The sequence below is a fragment of the Pseudomonas sp. TWI923 genome (assembly GCF_039673365.1).
GTDB lineage: Bacteria > Pseudomonadota > Gammaproteobacteria > Pseudomonadales > Pseudomonadaceae > Aquipseudomonas > Aquipseudomonas sichuanensis.
This window is the reverse complement of sequence record NZ_JBDJLM010000038.1, coordinates 1-17,698: the sequence shown is the minus strand read 5'-3', so window position 1 is coordinate 17,698 and position 17,698 is coordinate 1. Positions and strand designations below refer to the sequence as shown.

At 63.8% G+C, this 17,698-nt stretch carries 15 protein-coding genes; 12 read left to right on the top strand and 3 right to left on the bottom strand.

What is annotated here, in order from left to right; translation table 11 throughout:
- Positions 1 to 253 precede the first annotated feature (253 nt).
- Entirely contained in the window at positions 254 to 964 is a 711-nt protein-coding gene (locus ABE459_RS15645) for an ATP-binding cassette domain-containing protein (protein WP_323833413.1), read from the top strand.
- On the top strand, positions 961 to 1,755 hold the full coding sequence (fetB, locus tag ABE459_RS15640) for an iron export ABC transporter permease subunit FetB (RefSeq protein WP_323833415.1): 795 nt from the start codon (positions 961 to 963) through the stop codon (positions 1,753 to 1,755). Before ABE459_RS15645 ends, fetB begins: the two co-directional genes overlap by 4 nt.
- Before the next feature lie 9 nt (positions 1,756 to 1,764).
- Here fetB and ABE459_RS15635 read toward each other — a convergent pair whose 3' ends face one another.
- On the bottom strand, positions 1,765 to 3,174 hold the full coding sequence (locus ABE459_RS15635; RefSeq protein ID WP_323833417.1) for a hypothetical protein: 1,410 nt from the start codon (positions 3,172 to 3,174) through the stop codon (positions 1,765 to 1,767).
- Between the two features lie 382 nt (positions 3,175 to 3,556).
- Complete coding sequence (locus ABE459_RS15630) at positions 3,557 to 4,579, bottom strand: zinc-dependent alcohol dehydrogenase family protein (protein WP_125464311.1); 1,023 nt, start codon at positions 4,577 to 4,579, stop codon at positions 3,557 to 3,559.
- 208 nt (positions 4,580 to 4,787) lie between these two features.
- On the opposite strand from ABE459_RS15630, the gene ABE459_RS15625 reads away from it, so the two are divergent.
- The 8 genes from ABE459_RS15625 to ABE459_RS15590 all read left to right on the top strand — a co-directional run bounded on the left by ABE459_RS15625 (position 4,788) and on the right by ABE459_RS15590 (position 13,115).
- Entirely contained in the window at positions 4,788 to 5,702 is a 915-nt protein-coding gene (locus ABE459_RS15625) for a LysR family transcriptional regulator (protein ID WP_125464312.1), read from the top strand.
- A 184-nt stretch (positions 5,703 to 5,886) separates the two neighbouring features.
- Entirely contained in the window at positions 5,887 to 6,387 is a 501-nt protein-coding gene (locus ABE459_RS15620) for a sigma-70 family RNA polymerase sigma factor (RefSeq protein WP_125464313.1), read from the top strand.
- 11 nt (positions 6,388 to 6,398) lie between these two features.
- Entirely contained in the window at positions 6,399 to 7,334 is a 936-nt protein-coding gene (locus ABE459_RS15615) for a FecR domain-containing protein (protein ID WP_346648063.1), read from the top strand.
- Between the two features lie 110 nt (positions 7,335 to 7,444).
- Positions 7,445 to 9,928: a TonB-dependent siderophore receptor gene (locus ABE459_RS15610; RefSeq protein WP_323833419.1), complete on the top strand. Its 2,484-nt coding sequence runs from the start codon at positions 7,445 to 7,447 to the stop codon at positions 9,926 to 9,928.
- A gap of 130 nt (positions 9,929 to 10,058) precedes the next feature.
- On the top strand, positions 10,059 to 10,190 hold the full coding sequence (locus ABE459_RS15605) for a hypothetical protein (RefSeq protein ID WP_262987485.1): 132 nt from the start codon (positions 10,059 to 10,061) through the stop codon (positions 10,188 to 10,190).
- Positions 10,187 to 10,960: an endonuclease/exonuclease/phosphatase family protein gene (locus ABE459_RS15600; RefSeq protein WP_323833421.1), complete on the top strand. Its 774-nt coding sequence runs from the start codon at positions 10,187 to 10,189 to the stop codon at positions 10,958 to 10,960. Before ABE459_RS15605 ends, ABE459_RS15600 begins: the two co-directional genes overlap by 4 nt.
- Positions 10,957 to 12,156, top strand: a complete 1,200-nt coding sequence (gene clsB, locus ABE459_RS15595; RefSeq protein ID WP_323833423.1) for a cardiolipin synthase ClsB — start codon at positions 10,957 to 10,959, stop codon at positions 12,154 to 12,156. Before ABE459_RS15600 ends, clsB begins: the two co-directional genes overlap by 4 nt.
- Positions 12,156 to 13,115 (top strand): lysylphosphatidylglycerol synthase domain-containing protein, encoded by a 960-nt coding sequence (locus tag ABE459_RS15590; protein ID WP_323833425.1) that lies wholly within the window; start codon positions 12,156 to 12,158, stop codon positions 13,113 to 13,115. Before clsB ends, ABE459_RS15590 begins: the two co-directional genes overlap by 1 nt.
- Before the next feature lie 646 nt (positions 13,116 to 13,761).
- Here ABE459_RS15590 and ABE459_RS15585 read toward each other — a convergent pair.
- Positions 13,762 to 14,307 (bottom strand): Rrf2 family transcriptional regulator, encoded by a 546-nt coding sequence (locus tag ABE459_RS15585; protein WP_323833906.1) that lies wholly within the window; start codon positions 14,305 to 14,307, stop codon positions 13,762 to 13,764.
- 269 nt (positions 14,308 to 14,576) lie between these two features.
- On the opposite strand from ABE459_RS15585, the gene ABE459_RS15580 reads away from it, so the two are divergent.
- On the top strand, positions 14,577 to 15,776 hold the full coding sequence (locus ABE459_RS15580) for an NAD(P)/FAD-dependent oxidoreductase (protein ID WP_323833904.1): 1,200 nt from the start codon (positions 14,577 to 14,579) through the stop codon (positions 15,774 to 15,776).
- A gap of 228 nt (positions 15,777 to 16,004) precedes the next feature.
- Entirely contained in the window at positions 16,005 to 17,630 is a 1,626-nt protein-coding gene (locus ABE459_RS15575) for a methyl-accepting chemotaxis protein (RefSeq protein ID WP_346648060.1), read from the top strand.
- The last annotated feature ends 68 nt before the right edge of the window (positions 17,631 to 17,698 follow it).

Here is a 17,698-nt window from a genome sequence, read left to right as displayed (position 1 = left end):
GACAACGCTCTCATTGCCTTGCAACCCGTTTGGAAGATCTTGATGATCCAGAAGGACAGCGTCACTTCCGGGACTTTGTTGAGCCAACTTGAGCTCGTTGCGTTCATCGCGGCTCCCTCCTCGGATCCGGTTGTGGTTTCAGGGAGGGACCTTACGGATGAAAACTTAGGTGGGCCTGAGCAGCGACGCTGGTTGTCGATAGCGGGCTCTGACACACTGCCTCGCTCACCCAACACTCTCGCGAGGCCGCCTGGTGTCGTCACGCCCTTCCCCCTCCGAGCGCATGCCCGCGCTGGTAGAAGCCAGGCAGCTGGGGCGAACCAATGCCACCGGGCAGGCGCCCTTGCTTGCACCTGCCGACTTCAGCCTGTGCGCCGGTGATCGCGTGGCAATCAGCGGCCAATCTGGCGCGGGCAAAAGCGTGTTCCTGCGCTTGCTGGCGCTGCTCGACTCGCCCAGCAGCGGCGAGATCATCTGGATGGGCAGCCCCGTCACGGCCCATGCGATCACCCGCTACCGTTCATGCGTGTGCTACCTGGCCCAACGCCCTGCCTTGGTGGACGGCAGCGTCAGGGACAATCTGCAGTTGCCTTTCACCTTGAAAGCCCTGCGCCCGCGCACCTTCGACATTGACGCGGCGAATCAGCTGCTGGGCCTGGCTGGCAAGCCGAAAGCTTTCGTCGACAAAGCGGCCAGCGACCTGTCGGGCGGAGAAGCGCAGATCGTTGCCTTGATCCGCGTGCTGCTCATGCAGCCGCAAGTCATCCTGTTCGATGAACCCACGTCCGCCCTGGATCCGCAGTCGGCGGCGGCCGTGGAAACCTTGGTGATGAACTGGTTCAATGCCGCGAACCAGCAGCGTGCCTACGTCTGGGTCTCGCATGATCACGCGCAGGCGCAAAGAATGAGTAGCCGCCAGCTGACCCTGCAACAAGGCACCCTGCTTGCCGAGTACCGCACATGAACTACCAGAGCCTGTCCTATGCCGATCTGGCGATCGCCTCGACGCTGATACTGATCAACGGCGTGCTATCGCTGTTGTTGAAACTACAGCTGGAGCGCCAGTTGCTTCTGGCAGCCGTGCGCACCGTGGTCCAGCTCCTGGCCATTGGCTACGTGCTGGGTTGGGTGTTCCACTTTGCCCAATGGTATGTAGTGCTGCCCTTGGTCCTGGCCATGACCCTGGTCGCAGGGCACGCGGCCGCCGGGCGAGGCAAACATCGCCATCACGGCCTGCTCACCGACAGCGTCGTTTCGGTCTGGCTGAGCTCCTGGCTGGTCACGGCCGTCGGCCTGTTCGTGGTGCTGCGGATCCGCCCCTGGTACGAACCCCAGTACGCCATTCCGATCCTCGGCATGATCCTCGGCAACACCCTGACAGCGGTGTCCCTGGGCATCGACCGCATGACCCGTGAACTCGGCAGCACCCGCGCCGTGGTGGAGATGATCCTGGCCTTGGGCGGGACCCGCTGGGAGGCCGCCCGGGCCGCCGCCGCACAGGCGGTGAAGGCCGGCATGATGCCAACCCTGAACCAGATGACGGTGGTTGGCATCGTCAGCCTCCCGGGCATGATGACCGGCCAGATCCTTGCCGGGCAAAGCCCGGCCGAGGCCGTGCGCTACCAGATCGTGATCATGTTCCTGATCGCCGCGGCATCGGCGCTCGGCACGGTTTGCGCGGTACTGCTGACATTCAATCGGCTATTCTCGCCGGCCCACCAGTTCATGCTGCACAAGCTCTTACCCAGGCCCTGAGCACCGCGTTCAGCCACGACGCTGGAGCTGTGGGTCAACCTGCTCCTGCGCAGGAAGCGGCAGCAGCCGCAACCACAGGTCACGCCGTGCCAGCACCTGGGCCTGCAGGCTCACCTGCGCAGGCAGCGTACCGGCGTACAGCGCCCGCAGGTGCACCAGCTCCAACCCGCTGACATCCACCAGCCATTGGCTTACCAACGCCGGGCAAGGGCGCCCCTGCAACGCCCGGTGCAGGTAAGGCAATGCCACCCGCATGCGTGGGTGACAACGTTGCACATAACGCTCAAGGTTGCGCCCCCGCGCCTCGAACGGCGTGAGCAGCAGGCAGACCAGTTGCTCTTCGCTCACCCCATAGGCCTGCGCAAAGCTGGCTTGCGCCTGCAAGCTGTATTCCTCAGGCCAGGCCAACTGGCTCTGGCCCAGACGCTGCAACAACCCCTGCACGCCCTCGCGATAGCCAAGCAGGCTCACGTACTGCCCATGCAACCCATGCAGATGCGCCAGCGCCAGCGGGTCAAACAGCCCAGCCGGCCCCTGCAGTTGACACGGCAGCACCTCGCGGCGGCCCAGCATGTGTTCCAGCGAGGCCCCATCGTCCAGTTGCAGCAGGTCATCCACCGCGACCACACGCAGGGGGCGTGCAGCCTGGGCTGGCAGTGCCACCTGCACTGACGGCGCGGGCTCGTCCAGCCGGTAGCGCAGTTGTGCCAGTTGCTGCGTCAATACACGTACACACTGTGGCAAGGCCGGTGGTGCGGCATCGCAGGCCTGGCTCAGGCAGCGCCGGGCCCAAGCCAGCAGACGACGGCGCTGCACGACCGGCACCACCGTGACCAAGGCATCCACGCCACCCTCTGGGTCCGCGCCGGCCAGTGCCTGGCTCAGCCCCTCCGCCAGCATCAAATAAGCTTGCCCGCCGAGCAGTGCATCAGGCTGCCCGCCACTCAGATGGCCGAACAGCAGCCAGGCCTTGCCGGCATCGCCCAGCTGCCCGCCGCCACTGGTTTCACCGGCAATGAATGGTTCCAGTCTCTCACCGTCGCTGAGCAGCAGTTCCACCCGTGGGTCGTCATGCAGGAACAAGGCACTGAAGCAGCGCTCATGGCTGGCCAGCGTCGCGCGGTCCAGCCCAGGCGACCTGGCAATGAGCACGCGTAGGCGGAAGGTTGCATGATGGCGAAGGGCGATGCTCAATTGCGCCGCGCGCAGGTAGGCGAGCAAATGGGCGCTGCGCTGGTCGCCACCGTGCAACAGCACCAGACGCAGATCAGCGATCTGCGCATGGCCGCCAGCGATCACCAGCAACCGTTGCATCAACAGTTGAATGGAAGCGCGCTGCGCCTGGTTCAGATGTTCGAAGATTCGTTGCAATACTTGTTGATAAACATAGTGCATGGCCTGGTCATGGGTATTGTTCATGTAGTCACTCCATCTTTCTGATCGGATCAGATCCAAAAGCAGAGTTTGGCAGATGAATTAAACCCCGATCTTGAAGGAAATTTCCCAAAACCAAGAAAGACAAAAGAGGATTAATACTTCGGTGACTGTCGCCGAACAGGCTACAACCCAGCGCCACTGCGCCCCTGGTGGCGTTCATTGGCCTGGCACACACATGCTGACGAGTCGAAACATAAAAATGATGAATAGCCCGGGCAAAGAACAATTTATTGAAGTTGCAGTGGGTTAACTAGACACTTCCACTACAGCCTCAGCAAGTAATCTTAAATCGCCGTAGGATACATCCGAAAAAAAGCCCGAGACATTGCTCGGGCTTTTTCATGATGGCAACAGTCGCTGGCGATCAACTCACCGCCATGTCCAACACCACACGCCCCCCACACGGACATTCGTCCATATGGCGATGGGCCGCGACCACCTGGTCGAACGGATACACCTTGATGATCTGCGGGGTCAGCAGTTGGTCGGCGGTGAACTGGTTGATGTCACGCAACGCACGCTGCAGGGCAACCTGGTCCTGGGCGATGCCCAGCTCCGGCTTGCCGGTGAAGTTGCCGATGCAGTGCACATGGAACTGGATGTTCTTCTGGAACGCCGCGCAAGCCGGGAACGGCGTCTGGTTGCCACCCTGCAGGCCATACAGCACCAAGCTGCCGCGCGGCGCCAGCACGTCGCCGAGCAGCGACATCTGCGGCCCGCCCATGCCATCGAGGACCATGTCCACGCCACGGCCGTTGGTGTACTTGCCGACCTGCAGGACCAGGTCCTGCTCTTCGGTAACGATCACCTTGTCCGCGCCCAGGCCGAGCAGGTATTCACGCTGCTCCGGCTCCTTGGTGGCGGCGAACACCTTCAGCCCCAGGGCCTTGCCCAACTGCACGAAAGCCGGCCCTGCACAGTGGCTGGCATCGGTGACCAGCGCAGTCTGGCCGGCCTTGGCCCGGGCCAGATCGACATAGGCGAAATACGCGATCAGCAGCGGCGTGTAATGCACGCTGGCTTCGATCGGGGTCAGCACATCGGGGTAACGGGTGATGGCGCTGCGCGGCAGCACGATCACATCACCATAGACAGGGTGATCATTGGGGCTAGTGGCCGGGAAGCTGGCGACCCGGTCGCCCACCGCAATGTCGTCCACCCCTTCGCCAACCGCCATGACCACACCGGCCATTTCATGGCCGATGCCTGCAGGCAGACGTGCCTGGGAAGGCGCCAGGTTCTGCCGCCAGAGCACGTCGTACCAGCTGATGCCGATCGCCTCGACGCGCACCTGCACCTCGCCGGCCGCCGGGGACGGTTCGGCCTGCTCCTCGCAACGGAGCACATCGGCCTGACCGAACTTGTGGAAACGGATCATGCGGGACATCGCATACCTCGCCTGTGTGAATCTCGTATTACCACGGACTTTATCCGGGCTTTGCGCTTTGGGCCATCAGTGGCCGTTAATAGTCGACATGCCTGTCATTGATTGGGCCCCAGGCAAATCTGCGCATTGGCTCCCACAAATCGGTGCAGGGTAACAGCCTTTGGCCTTAAGATTCACCCCTGCCCCACTGACTGGCGAGCCGCATCGAATGAATCGTAACGACTTGCGTCGCGTAGACCTCAACCTGCTGATCGTGTTCGAAACCCTGATGCACGAACGCAGCGTGACCCGCGCCGCCGAAAAGCTGTTCCTCGGCCAGCCGGCCATCAGCGCCGCGCTGTCGCGCCTGCGCAGCCTGTTCGACGACCCGCTGTTCGTGCGCACCGGCCGCAGCATGGAGCCGTCGGCCCGCGCCCACGAGATCTTCGCCCTGCTCTCGCCAGCCCTGGACTCGATCTCCACTGCAGTCAGCCGCGCCGCCGAATTCGACCCGGCCACCAGCAATGCAGTGTTTCGCATCGGCCTTTCCGACGACGCCGAGTTCGCCCTGCTGCCGCAACTGCTCAAGCGTATCCGCGCCGAGGCCCCCGGCATTGTGCTGGTGGTTCGAAGGGTCAATTACCTGCTGATGCCGACGTTGCTGGCATCGGGGGAAATCTCGGTGGGGGTGAGCTACACCAGCGACCTGCCCGCCAACGCCAAGCGCAAGGTGCTGCGCCGCAGCATGCCCAAGTTGCTGCGCGCCGACAGCATGCCCGGCAGCATCAGCCTCGACGATTTCTGCGCCCGGCCCCATGCGTTGGTGTCGTTTGCCGGCGACTTGTCCGGTTTCATCGATGAAGCGCTGGACGAAATCGGCCGTAAGCGCCATGTGGTGCTGGCGGTACCGCAGTTCAACGGGCTGGGGAGTTTGCTGGCGGGGACCGATATTGTCGCCACGGTGCCGGACTACACCGCGGATGCGCTTACCGCCGCTGGCGGGTTGCGGGCTGAGGACCTGCCACTGGAGGTGCGCAGTTTCGAATTGCATATGGCTTGGCGCGGGGCGCAGGACAATGACCCGGCGGAGCGCTGGCTCAGGTCGCGGATACAGATGTTCTTCGGGGATCCCGATAGCCTATAGATGTGCGGTCCCGGAATGAGGTAGTGCATTTGCTCTCACCCCGAGGAAGTACGAGGTCGCAGGTGCTCTCGCATCGCCAGGATTAACACAGCCCCTGAAACTCCAAGCAGCTGCACATCTTGCAATCCCCTCGCCACACCGAGACAATGCGATCAATTACCATTTACATCATGGAAACCGCTCTATGTCGACGCTCGACCGTTCGGCGCTTCACCAGCTGTACAGCGAAAACAACGGCTGGTTGAAAAGCTGGTTGCGCGCTCGCCTGGGCAATACTGCCGACGCGTCCGACTTGGCCCACGACACCTTCCTGCGGGTCATGACCGCCCGCAACCAAGCGCCCATCCGCGAGCCACGCAGTTATCTGAGCGCCATTGCCCGCGCACTGTTGATCGACAAGGTTCGCCGCCGGGCCATCGAGCAGGCCTATCTGCAGGCCCTCGCCCTGCGCCCTGAGCCGGTCGAGGTGTCGCCAGAGATTCGCCTGTCGATCATCGAGATGCTGGTATCGGTCGATGCGCTGCTCGACGAACTGGGTCCCAGGACACGCGACATTTTTCTCGCGGTGCAACTGGAAGGGCTGACCTACGCGGCGGTCGCCCAACGCTTCGACGTATCGGTCACTACGGTGAAAAACCACCTGATCCGGGCCATGACCCGCTGCCTGCTGTTGGTCGAGAGCTGATGGGCCTGACGTTGGATCTGAAGACCCTAGAAGCAGCCGCGACCTGGTACGTGCAGCTCAATGACGGCGATGCCGACACAGCACAGACCCAGGCCTGGCAGGCGTGGCTGGCCGCCAGCCCGGCCCATGCCGAAGCCTGGGCGCGGGTGGAAAAGCTCCAGCGGCAATGGTCGATGGTGCCGCGCCAGGCCGCGCTGTCGAGCCTGGGCGCGGCTCAGGCGCAGCGCCGCGAGGTGCTGAAGGCTCTGGGCATGCTGCTGGCCATCGGCGGCGGCACCTGGCTGGCCAGCGAGCAGGTACCCTACCGCGCCCTGCTCGCCCAGCAGCGCACCGGCACCGGCGAGCGGCGCTCGCTGCGCCTGGAGGACGGCTCGCACCTGGAGCTGAACGTCGACACCGCGCTGGATGTGCGTTTCGACGCGCAGGTCCGGGCGATCGAGCTGCACCGTGGCGAGATCCTGGTCAGCACCGCCAGCGACCCCGCCCGACGCCCGTTCATCGTGCACAGCAAAAACGGCAGCGTGCGGGCGCTGGGGACGCAATTCAGTGTGCGGCAGCTATCGGAGCAGACACGGGTCGGTGTCTTGCAATCGGCTGTCGAGGTACGCCCCCGGCACCATCTGGACCGAATGCTGCGACTGGACGCCGGGCAACAGACGGACTTCGACAACGATACGTTCACCCGCGCCCAACCCCTGCCCGCCGACTCTGCAGCCTGGGTGCAGGGCATGCTCAGCGTGAACGACTGGCGTCTAGGCGACTTCATCGATGAGTTGGGTCGCTACCGAACCGGGGTGCCGCGCTGCGCCCCGGCCATTCGTGGCATGAACATTTCCGGGTCGTACCGCATCGACGACACCGATATCGCCCTAGCGAACCTGCCGAAATCCCTGCCGGTGAAGGTGCACTACCTGAGCCGCTACTGGGTCAGTGTGGAGCCTGCCTGAACCCTGCACGAAATAAGTTCTCGGTAATCTTGCTGATTTCGATTCTCGTCCGTCCATGACACAAGCCGCGACGACAGCGACTTTCCGCCATGACACGCAAGGATCACCCCATGCCCGCTCCCCACCCCACCGCCCGCCTGAGCCAGGCCATCCGCCGGTTCGCCTTCGGCCTGTCTCTCGCCACCGTACCCTGCGCGCTGCTCGCACCGGCCCACGCCATGGCCAGCAGCCAAAACAGCTACCACATCGCCGCCGGCCCTCTGGGCAACGCCATCACCCAGTTCGGTGTGCAGGCTGGGGTAACCATCTCGTTCGACACAGAGCAGACCCGACAACTGCGCACAACCGGGCTCGAGGGTAGCTACAGCGTCGAGGAAGGTCTGCTGCGGCTGCTTGCCAGTAGCGGGCTGCAAGCCCAGCGTCAAAGCAACGGCGGCTATGTGCTGGTCCCGGCTGACAACGGCGCGGCGATGGAGCTGGGGCCGTTGACGATCGACGCCAACCGCCTCGACGCCACCAGCGAGGGCACCCAGTCCTACGCGGCGCGCGCGGTGACCATCGGCAAAGGCGTGCATACGCTCAAGCAAACCCCGCAGTCGGTCACGGTCATGACCCGCAAGATGCTCGACGACCAGAACCTCAACACGCTGGAGCAGGTGCTGGACAAGACGCCAGGTATCACCGTCTATGACTCGCCCATGGGCGGCAAGTACTTCTACTCCCGCGGTTTCAATCTCGATGGCCAGTACCAGTACGATGGCGTGCCGCTGGATGTGGGCGGCAACTATGTGCAGGCCAACAGTTTCTCGAGCGACATGGCCTTTTACGACCGCGTGGAGATCCTCAAGGGCGCGGCCGGGATGATGAAGGGCTCCGGCTCCTCCGCCGGCGGCGTCAACTTCGTGCGCAAGCGCGGCCAGGACAAGGTCCATACCACGCTGACACTGTCTGCCGGCACCTGGGACAACTACCGTGGCCAGGTGGACGTAGGTGGCCCGCTGAACGAGTCGGGCACCGTGCGCGGCCGCGCGGTCGCCACCTTGCAGGACCGTCAGTACTTCTACGACGACGCCAAGCGCCAGGACCAGGTGCTGTACGGTGCCCTGGACTGGGACATGACGCCCGACACTACCCTGGGCGTGGGCCTGGCCTACGAGGACGTCGACGCCTCACCCTGCTACCACGGCCTGCCTCGCTATGCCGATGGCAGCGACCTGAAGTTGTCCCGTTCGACCTGCCTGGGTGCCAGCTGGAATGACCTGCAAAGCGAGCGCATCACAGGCTTCGCCGACCTGAAACATCGCTTCAACGATGACTGGTCGCTGAACTTCGCTTCGGTCTACACCCACAACAACCAGAACATCGAGTACGGCTACTCCGAGGGCTCGGTGCCGGTTGGCGCCACCAACGGCGCGATGGGGAGCTACTCGGGCCGCTTCGATTACGATCAGACCGACTACGGTTTCGATAGCTACATCGACGGCAAATTCGAGGCATTCGGCCTGGAGCACGAACTGATCGTGGGTGCCAACGCCAGCCGCCAGAACAATCACGACTACTTCGCCTTGCTGGCATTGAGCGGAAGACAGAATCCTTTCGATCCATCGGATAACTTCCCACGCCCGTCCAAGGCCGACTACCAGACCGGCACTATCCGCGGCGGCCCGTTCCCGACCGACTCCACCACGCGCCAGTGGGGCACCTATGCCAACCTGCGTCTGAAACTGGCCGAGCCTCTCACCCTGGTGCTGGGTACCCGCGCCAGTTGGTACCGCAACGACCGCGACTCCTACACCCAGCGCTGGGATACCTGGGAACATATCCGCAGCAAGGAAAACGGCGAAGTCACGCCATTCGGCGCCTTGCTCTACGATCTGAACGACCAGTGGACGACCTACGCCAGTTACGCGCAGATCTTTCAGCCGCAAGGCAACCTGACCACTGCCGATGGTCGATCGCTGCAGCCCAAGACTGGCGGCAGCTATGAGCTGGGCATCAAGGGTGAACTGCTCGACGGCAACCTCAACACCTCGTTCAACCTGTTCCGGACCATCGAAGACCACCGTGCCGAGACCGACTTCGAGAACGTCTGCGGCGGTTCGAGCGACGGTTACTGCTACAGCGACAGCGGCAACGTCCGCGCCCAGGGCTTCGAGGCCGAGGTCAGCGGCTCACCCGTCGATCGCCTGCAACTGCTGGCCGGCTACACCTATACCCAGACCAAGTACCTGAAGACCATCAACGAGACTGACCCGACCGAGCTGACGTTCACCTCCAGCTTCATTCCGCGCCACATGCTGAAGGTCTGGGGTGACTACCAACTGGCAGGCGCGCTTGGACGCTGGACCGTCGGCGCCGGTGTTTCCAGCCAGAGCGACAACTTCCGCCGCCAGGGCACCCTGAGTATCGAGCAAGCGGGCTACACCCTGTGGAGCGGCCGCGTGCAATATCGCCTCGACGATCACTGGAGCCTGGCGCTGAACGGCAACAACCTGCTGGACAAGCGCTATTACTCGACCGTCGGTGCTACTGGCTGGGGTAACTACTATGGTGAGCCGCGCAACTTCATGCTGACGCTCAAGGGCAGTTTCTGACAGAGGCTGACAAGGCGCGTGCCTGCCGAGGTGCGCGCTGCTGTTCACCCGCGCCACTCGTCAATCCTGCTGAACCCTCTCGCCCTGCTGCCGGTCGCTACTGATGAGTACACGAACGCAGGGGGCTCTCGTGAGCAAGATCCGCATTGGAATTGCCGATTGGCGCTATGGCCCATGGCGCAAGGCGTTCTACCCCAACGGGCTGCGCCAGGACGACGAGCGGGTGACCGAGCCTGAAGTGGAGCCGCAGGAGCCACTATGAACGGGACCCTGCCTGCCCCACGCTGCATCATCGACAAGGTGACTGGCGTGCACCACCTGACGGTGCTGACCCTCAATGTGCACAAGGGCTTCACCCTGTTCAACCGCCGTTTCATCCTGCCGGAGCTGCGCGAGGCGGTCCGCACCACTGGTGCCGATCTGGTTTTCCTGCAAGAGGTGCACGGCAGCCACCAACAGCATGCCGAGCGCCATCCGACTTGGCCGACAGCACCTCAGTACGAGTTCCTCGCCGACAGCATGTGGCCGCAGTTCGCCTACGGACGCAACGCGGTCTATCCCCATGGCGACCATGGCAACGCGTTGCTGTCCAAGTTTCCGATCCGCGCCCACGACAACCTCGACGTCACGATCCGTGGCAACGAAGAGCGTGGCCTGCTGCACTGCCTGCTCGAAGTGCCCGGCCATGAGCAGGTGCACGCGATCTGCGTGCACCTAGGCCTGCGTGAAGACCATCGTCAGCAGCAGGTCGATCTGCTGCTGGCGTTGCTTGACAGCCTGCCGCCGCACGAGCCGGTCATCGTCGCCGGCGATTTCAACGACTGGCGTCTGAAAGCGGATGCGCGGCTTTCGGGCCGCCTGGTCGAGGCCTTCGGCAAGCCGGCACGTAGCTTTCCCGCCCGCCTGCCATTGCTACGCCTGGACCGCATCTACCTGCGCAATGCACAAGCTTGCCAGGCACGTGTGCTGTCCAGATACCCCTGGTCACACCTCTCCGACCATGCCCCACTCGTGGCGCAGGTGACGCTATGAAGCAGCCCTGGTGCGACGGCAACCACATCGAATTGCTGATAAACGGCGAGCAGTACTACCCGCGCGTGTTCGAGGCCATGGCCCAGGCATGCGAGGAGATCCTTCTGGAAACCTTCATCATCTACGACGACAAGGTCGGCCAACCCTTGCGCCAAGCCCTGATAGACGCCGCGCGGCGCGGGGTACGGGTCGAGGTGGTGGCGGACGGCTACGGCACCGCCGACCTGCCCGAGAATTTCATCTCCTCGATGACCGAGGCCGGGGTACGTTTCCATTCGTTCGATCCACAACCGCGGCTGGCCGGCATGCGCACCAACCTGTTCCGCCGCTTGCACCGCAAGATCCTGGTGATCGACGGAAAACGCGCCTTCATCGGCGGCATCAACTACAGCGCCGACCACCTTGGCGACTTCGGCCCGCAGGCCAAGCAGGACTATGCGGTGGAGGTCGTCGGCCCGGTGGTGGCCCAAGTGCACGCCTCCACCTGCCGGATGCTCGCGCCGGTGCTGGAAAACGCCAACCAGGTCGAACCGAGCAGCGCCGCCGGCTCGGCCAGTGCCCTGCTGGTGGAGCGCGACAACCTTCGCCATCGTAACGATATCGAGGTCTGTTACCTGCAAGCGTTTCGCGAGGCCAGGCAACGCATCGTCGTCGCCAACGCCTACTTCTTCCCCGGCTACCGCCTGCTGCGCGAACTGCGCAACGCCGCCCGGCGCGGGGTCGAGGTGACGCTGATCCTCCAGGGGCAACCGGACATGCGCTGGGTACGCACGCTCTCGCGGCTGCTCTACAACTACCTGTTGCGCGACGACGTGCGCATCCACGAGTACTGCCAGCGCCCGCTGCACGGCAAGGTGGCGTTGGTGGACAACCATTGGTCCACCGTAGGCTCGAGCAACCTCGACCCGCTGAGCCTGTCGTTCAACCTCGAGGCCAACCTGCTGATCCGCGACCGTGCGTTCAACGAACACCTGTACCAGCACTTGAGCGAACTGAGCCGCGATCACTGCAAGAGCGTGACGCTGGAGCGCATGGTGCGCGGCTACTGGTGGCGCGCACCGTTGATCTTCCTGGGTTTCCACATCACCCGCTACTTCCCGCGTATCGCCGGCTGGTTCCCGGCGCACCGGCAGCGCCTGCAGTCGCTGCAAGCCGACAGCGAGGCCCCGGCCGATTACCACAGGGGCAAGACCTGATGGCCACGCCACGCTGGAAGACCTGGGGCAAACGCCTGCTGACCGTGCTGTTTCTGGTGTTGATCCCGATACTGCTGTTCACCCTGGCGCGTAACCTGGACTGGAACGAAGTCCGCCACTCGCTGCTGGCCTACCGCCCCTCGACCCTGGCCATGGGGTTGCTGCTGGCACTGTGCAGCTACCTGGTATTCGCCAGCTACGACCTGCTCGCCCGTGCCTACACTGGCCACCGCCTGCCGGCTCGCCAGGTACTGCCGGTCGCGTTCGTCTGCTATGCGTTCAACCTCAACTTCACCACCTGGGTCGGCGGCGTGGCCCTGCGTTATCGCCTGTACAGCAGGCTGGGTCTGGATACCCCGACCATCACCCGCATCCTCACCCTGGGTCTGTTGACCAACTGGATGGGCTACCTGCTGCTGGCAGGCACGGTGTTCGCATTCGGTATGGTCAAACTGCCGGAAAGCTGGGCGGTGGGCGCCGGCGGCCTGCGCCTGATCGGCGTGCTGATGGTAGCGGTCGCATTGGCCTACCTGTTCGCCTGCGCCTTCGCCAGGCGGCGCACATGGGACATGCGCGGGCACGAAGTCACCCTGCCGAGCCTGCGTCTGGCGTTGTGCCAGGTGGCCTTGGGCGCAAGCAACTGGGCGCTGATGGCAGCGCTGATCCACCTGCTGCTGCCGCCGGACCTGTTCTATCCGTCGGTGCTGGGTGTGTTGCTGATCAGCTGCGTGGCCGGCGTGGTCGCCCACATTCCCGCAGGGCTCGGCGTGCTCGAGGCGGTGTTCCTCGCCCTGCTCCACGGTCAGCTCGGCCAAGGCACGTTGATCGCCGCGCTACTGGGCTATCGAACGTTGTACTACCTGATTCCACTGCTGTTGGCGGTGGTGACCTACCTGTTCCTCGAGAAGCGTGCCAAGGCCCTGCGCCGACAGGCCGGGCCGGTCCTCGACAAGCGCTGATGGGCCCAAGGATGCGCGGATCATCACCTACTACTACGACACCCCAAGCCTGAGCCAGGCGCGTAGCGATTGCGAGCGCAACAACGGGGGGCTGGTAGACCCCACCCTGCCGCGCGCAGATCGCTAGCGTCCACACGAGGCAAGCTCTGCGCTATGCCGTTGCCGTTGCCGTTGCCGTTGCCGTTGCCGTTGCCGTTGCCGTTGCCGTTGCCGTTGCCGTTGCCGTTGCCGTTGCCGATCAAGAGTTTAGCGCCATAGCCGCTAGCGACAGCTAAAGCCAGCCCAGGCGCCGCCCCTAACTTCGCGACTTCAGGAGGCTGAGCGCAGGCGTCTGGAGGGCTCTGGTGCGCAGCACCCTTCGGCGTTAGCCGAAGGCGCGAGATGTAGACTTGCGCAGCAAGTCGGAGGCCGCGCGGGCCCGGAGGACGCCGGAGCGAAGGGACCCGGAGCGCAGCGGAGGGCCGTATGAATGGAGCGAGCGGTTTTTGGTTACTTTTTTCCAAGAAAAAAAGTAACCCGCCGTAAGGGCGGAAAGGTGACTACGCGTCGACATCGCAAATGAATGCGCATAAACCTATCAAAACAAAAACGCGCTCACTGAATAAAATCAAGAAATCAAGAAAAGAAACAGCAACCCTAGAACAACTTAAACAGCCACCACCGGTATATCCCCGCTACCACTCCCCTTCCCGTCCCGCCGCTCCCCCATCCACTCATTGACCTGCTGCCCAAACGCCGCCGGCGCCTTGCGCCCGAACCGCCGCGCCAAGTCCAGGATCGTCTGCTGCGCCAAAGCCTCCTCCATGCGCTTCTGCGCCCCCAGCATCACCGCATTGATCGCACACGTCCCCTCGACCGCCCAGGCCGGTGCCGAGCCCTCGAACACCGCACAACGCTCCCGAATCTCGCGGCAGTCGAAAATCCTCTTGTGCCCATCGATGGCCGTGACGATATCCAGCACCGTTATTTCATCCGACGGCCGCGCCAGGCGGAAACCACCCCGCACCCCCTCGGTGGCCGCAACCAGCCCGGCCCGAGCGAGCTTGGTGAACACCTTCGCCAGGTACTCCTGCGGTACACCCTGCAACTCGGCCAGGTCGCGCACGCTGGACTCGCGGCTGTCGCCACGCTCGTCCACCAGGAACAACAGGCAATGGATACCGTACTCGACGCCGGCACTGTAGAGCGACATGTCAATCTCCGACTGAATTTGTCGCAAATACTACGCCCATCACCGGCAAGTGGCAAAGCCTCAGCTTGCCGCCCGTCGCCAGCCCATCAGCACAAAAAGCCCCTGCAAACCAGCAAAACCGCAGGTTTAGACCGAACTTGCGAAGGCCCGGACGGGGGCTGGTTGAAAAAAATACTTGTCGAGACAAACTCCGATCAATACAGTCGCAGTTATTCGGCAGGCAGCCAACGCACCACCGAAGCCCTTTCCCCACCTAGCGGAGCACTCACATGACCCCACATATCCTGATCATCGGTGCCGGCTTTGCCGGTGTATGGAGCGCCCTCAGCGCCGCTCGCCTGCTCGACCAGGCCCAGGCCGGCGACGTGAGCATCAGCGTGCTGGCCCCGCAGCCAGAGCTGCGCATCCGCCCACGCTTCTACGAAGCCGATGCCCACACCTTGCAGGCCCCGCTGAGCGACTTGTTCGACGTGGTTGGCGTGCAGTTCATCCACGGCAACGCCGAAAGCATCGACAGCGCCGCGCGCCAGGTCGGCTACATCGACGCCAACGGCCAGCACCAGCAGTTGGGCTACGACCGCCTGATCCTCGCCGCCGGCAGCCAGGTCGCTCGCCCCGCCGTGCCGGGCCTGGCCGAGCACAGCTTCGACGTCGACCAGATGGAGTCGGCTGTACGCCTGGAACAGCACCTGCTTGGCCTGGCCAGGCTGCCCGCCTCGCCGGCACGCAACACCGTGGTGGTGTGCGGCGGCGGCTTCACCGGCATCGAGACCGCTACCGAAATGACGCCCCGTCTGCGTGCCATCCTCGGTGAAGGCAATGTCCGCGTGGTGCTGGTGGACCGGGCCGACAGCATCGGTGCCGCCCTTGGCGCCGGTATCACCCCGGCCATCGTCGCCGCCTCGGAACACGCCGGTGTCGAGTGGCTGACCGGTGCTTCGGTAGTGGCCGTAGAGGCAGGCGGCGTGACCCTCGACAATGGCGAACACATCGCCAGCAATACCGTGATCTGGACTGCTGGCGTCAAGGCCAGCCCGCTGACCGCGCAGGTCGCAGGCGAGCGTGACGCCCTGGGCCGGCTGCGGGTTGACCCGCACCTTAAAGTTGTCGGTCAGGAGCATATCTACGCCACCGGCGACGTCGCCTGGGCCGCGGTGGACGACATCGGCAACCACGCGCTGATGACCTGCCAGCACGCCATCCCCATGGGCCGCCATTCGGGCAACAACGCCATGGCCGACCTGCTGGGCCTGGCGCCCGTGGTGTACCGCCAGCCGAAGTACGTCACCTGCCTGGACCTGGGCGAATGGGGCGCGGCGTATAGCGAAGGCTGGGAACGCGAACTGGTGTTGCAAGGCCAGGAAGGCAAGAACCTCAAGCGCCAGATCAACACCCTGTGGATCTACCCACCAGCAGCCGACCGTGAACAGGCGCTGGCAGCCGCAGACCCGGCGATTGCCATCGTATAAGTGAACTAAAACTGACTGATCCGTCAGATTATGACGGATCAGCCTGTACGTGCTGTTACATTGAATGACTGGTCAATAATAATGGCCATATGGCATCATTGGCGCCAAAAAAACATCACGAAGGTGAGGAACACACCTAACCCGCAGCGCATCGAGAGCCTGGCACCCGCCATCACGGCCCTCAAACCATGCTCTTGACGCCTGCACGCCAACGTCAAGGAGCATGCCATGCAGTTACGGAATATGAAGATCGGCAAACGCGCCGCCAGCGTGTTCGCGCTTTTAGGTGCACTGGTCCTGGCAATGGGCCTGCTTTCTCTCTACGAAACCCGACAGATGGACAGCGCCACCGACGAAATTCGCATCACCTGGATCCCCGCCATCGTTGCCCTCAACGACATCGGCAGCAACCTCGGCCGCGTCCGCGCGCTCACCCTGCGCACAGCCCTGGATGACGACAGCAACGAGCGCGCCCGCAATACCGCACTGCTCCAGACCGTCAACGATCAGTTGCAAGCCGCCCTCAAAGACTACGAAGACACCATCATCGCCGCCGATGACCGTGCCCTGTTCAATGCCTTCAACGCTGCCCACCAGCAGTACTACAGCCTGCAGCAGGAAGTACTGAAGGACATCAACGCCGGCCGCGCGGCCGATGCCAAACGCAAGATCAGCGGCCCGCTCACCCAACGTGCCGACAGCATGATGAAGGCCATGGCGGCCCTGATCGCCTACAACGGCAAGGGCGCCGAAGATGCTTCGCAGCGCAGCAGCGACGTCGCCGACGAAGCCTTCAGCGTGATCGTCAGCTCACTGCTGGTCATCATCATCGCCCTCATCGCCATCGCCATCCTGCTTACCCGCAGCATCGTCGTCCCGCTGGCCGACGCCGTGGCCGTGGCCGAGCGTGTGGCCACCGGCGACCTCACCCGCGACATTCAGGTCAGCGGTCGTGACGAACCGGCACTGCTGCTGCGTGCCCTGAGCCAGATGCAACAGAGCCTGCGCGACACCCTGCGCAAGATCGCCGCCTCCTCCGACCAACTGGCCTCGGCCTCCGAAGAACTGCACACGGTCACCGAAGACACCAGCCGCGGCCTGCATCAGCAGAGCGCCGAAATCGACCAGGCCGCCACGGCAGTCAACCAGATGACCGCGGCGGTCGAGGAAGTGGCCAACAACGCGGTGAGTACCGCCGATGCGTCGAAGGGCGCCGACCAGACCACCCGCGACGGCCGCGACCAGGTCAACCAGGCCTTGAGCTCGATCCAGCATCTGGTCGACGACGTCACCGGCACCTCCCAGGAAATCGAACAGCTGGCCAGCAGCGCCAACGAAATCAGCCGGGTCCTGGACGTGATCGGTTCGATTGCCGGGCAGACCAACCTCCTGGCGCTCAACGCGGCCATTGAGGCAGCCCGCGCCGGCGAGGCCGGGCGCGGCTTTGCAGTGGTCGCTGACGAAGTACGGGCACTGGCCCACCGCACCCAGCAGTCCACCGCCGAGATCGAGCAGATGATTGGCGGCATCCAGGACGGCACCGGGCGCGCGGTCAGCGCCATGCACAGCAGCCAGGGCCGCGCCAACGGTACGCTGGAAGTGGCGCAGTCGGCCGGCCAGGCGCTGGAGCTGATCGCCGAGGCCATCGCCTCGATCAACCAGCGCAACCTGGTGATCGCCAGTGCCTCGGAGCAACAGGCGCAGGTGGCACGGGAAGTGGATCGTAACCTGGTGAACATTCGCGACCTGGCCATGCAGACTTCCGCCGGCGCCAACCAGACCAGCGCGGCGGCGCAAGACCTGTCGCGCCTGGCGGTGGAATTGAACGCCATGGTGGCGCAATTCAAGGTTTGATCCGAGTGCTGTACTTGGCTTGAAAACATCGCGGGGCAAGCCCGCTCCCACAGAGTCCAGCGTGGGAG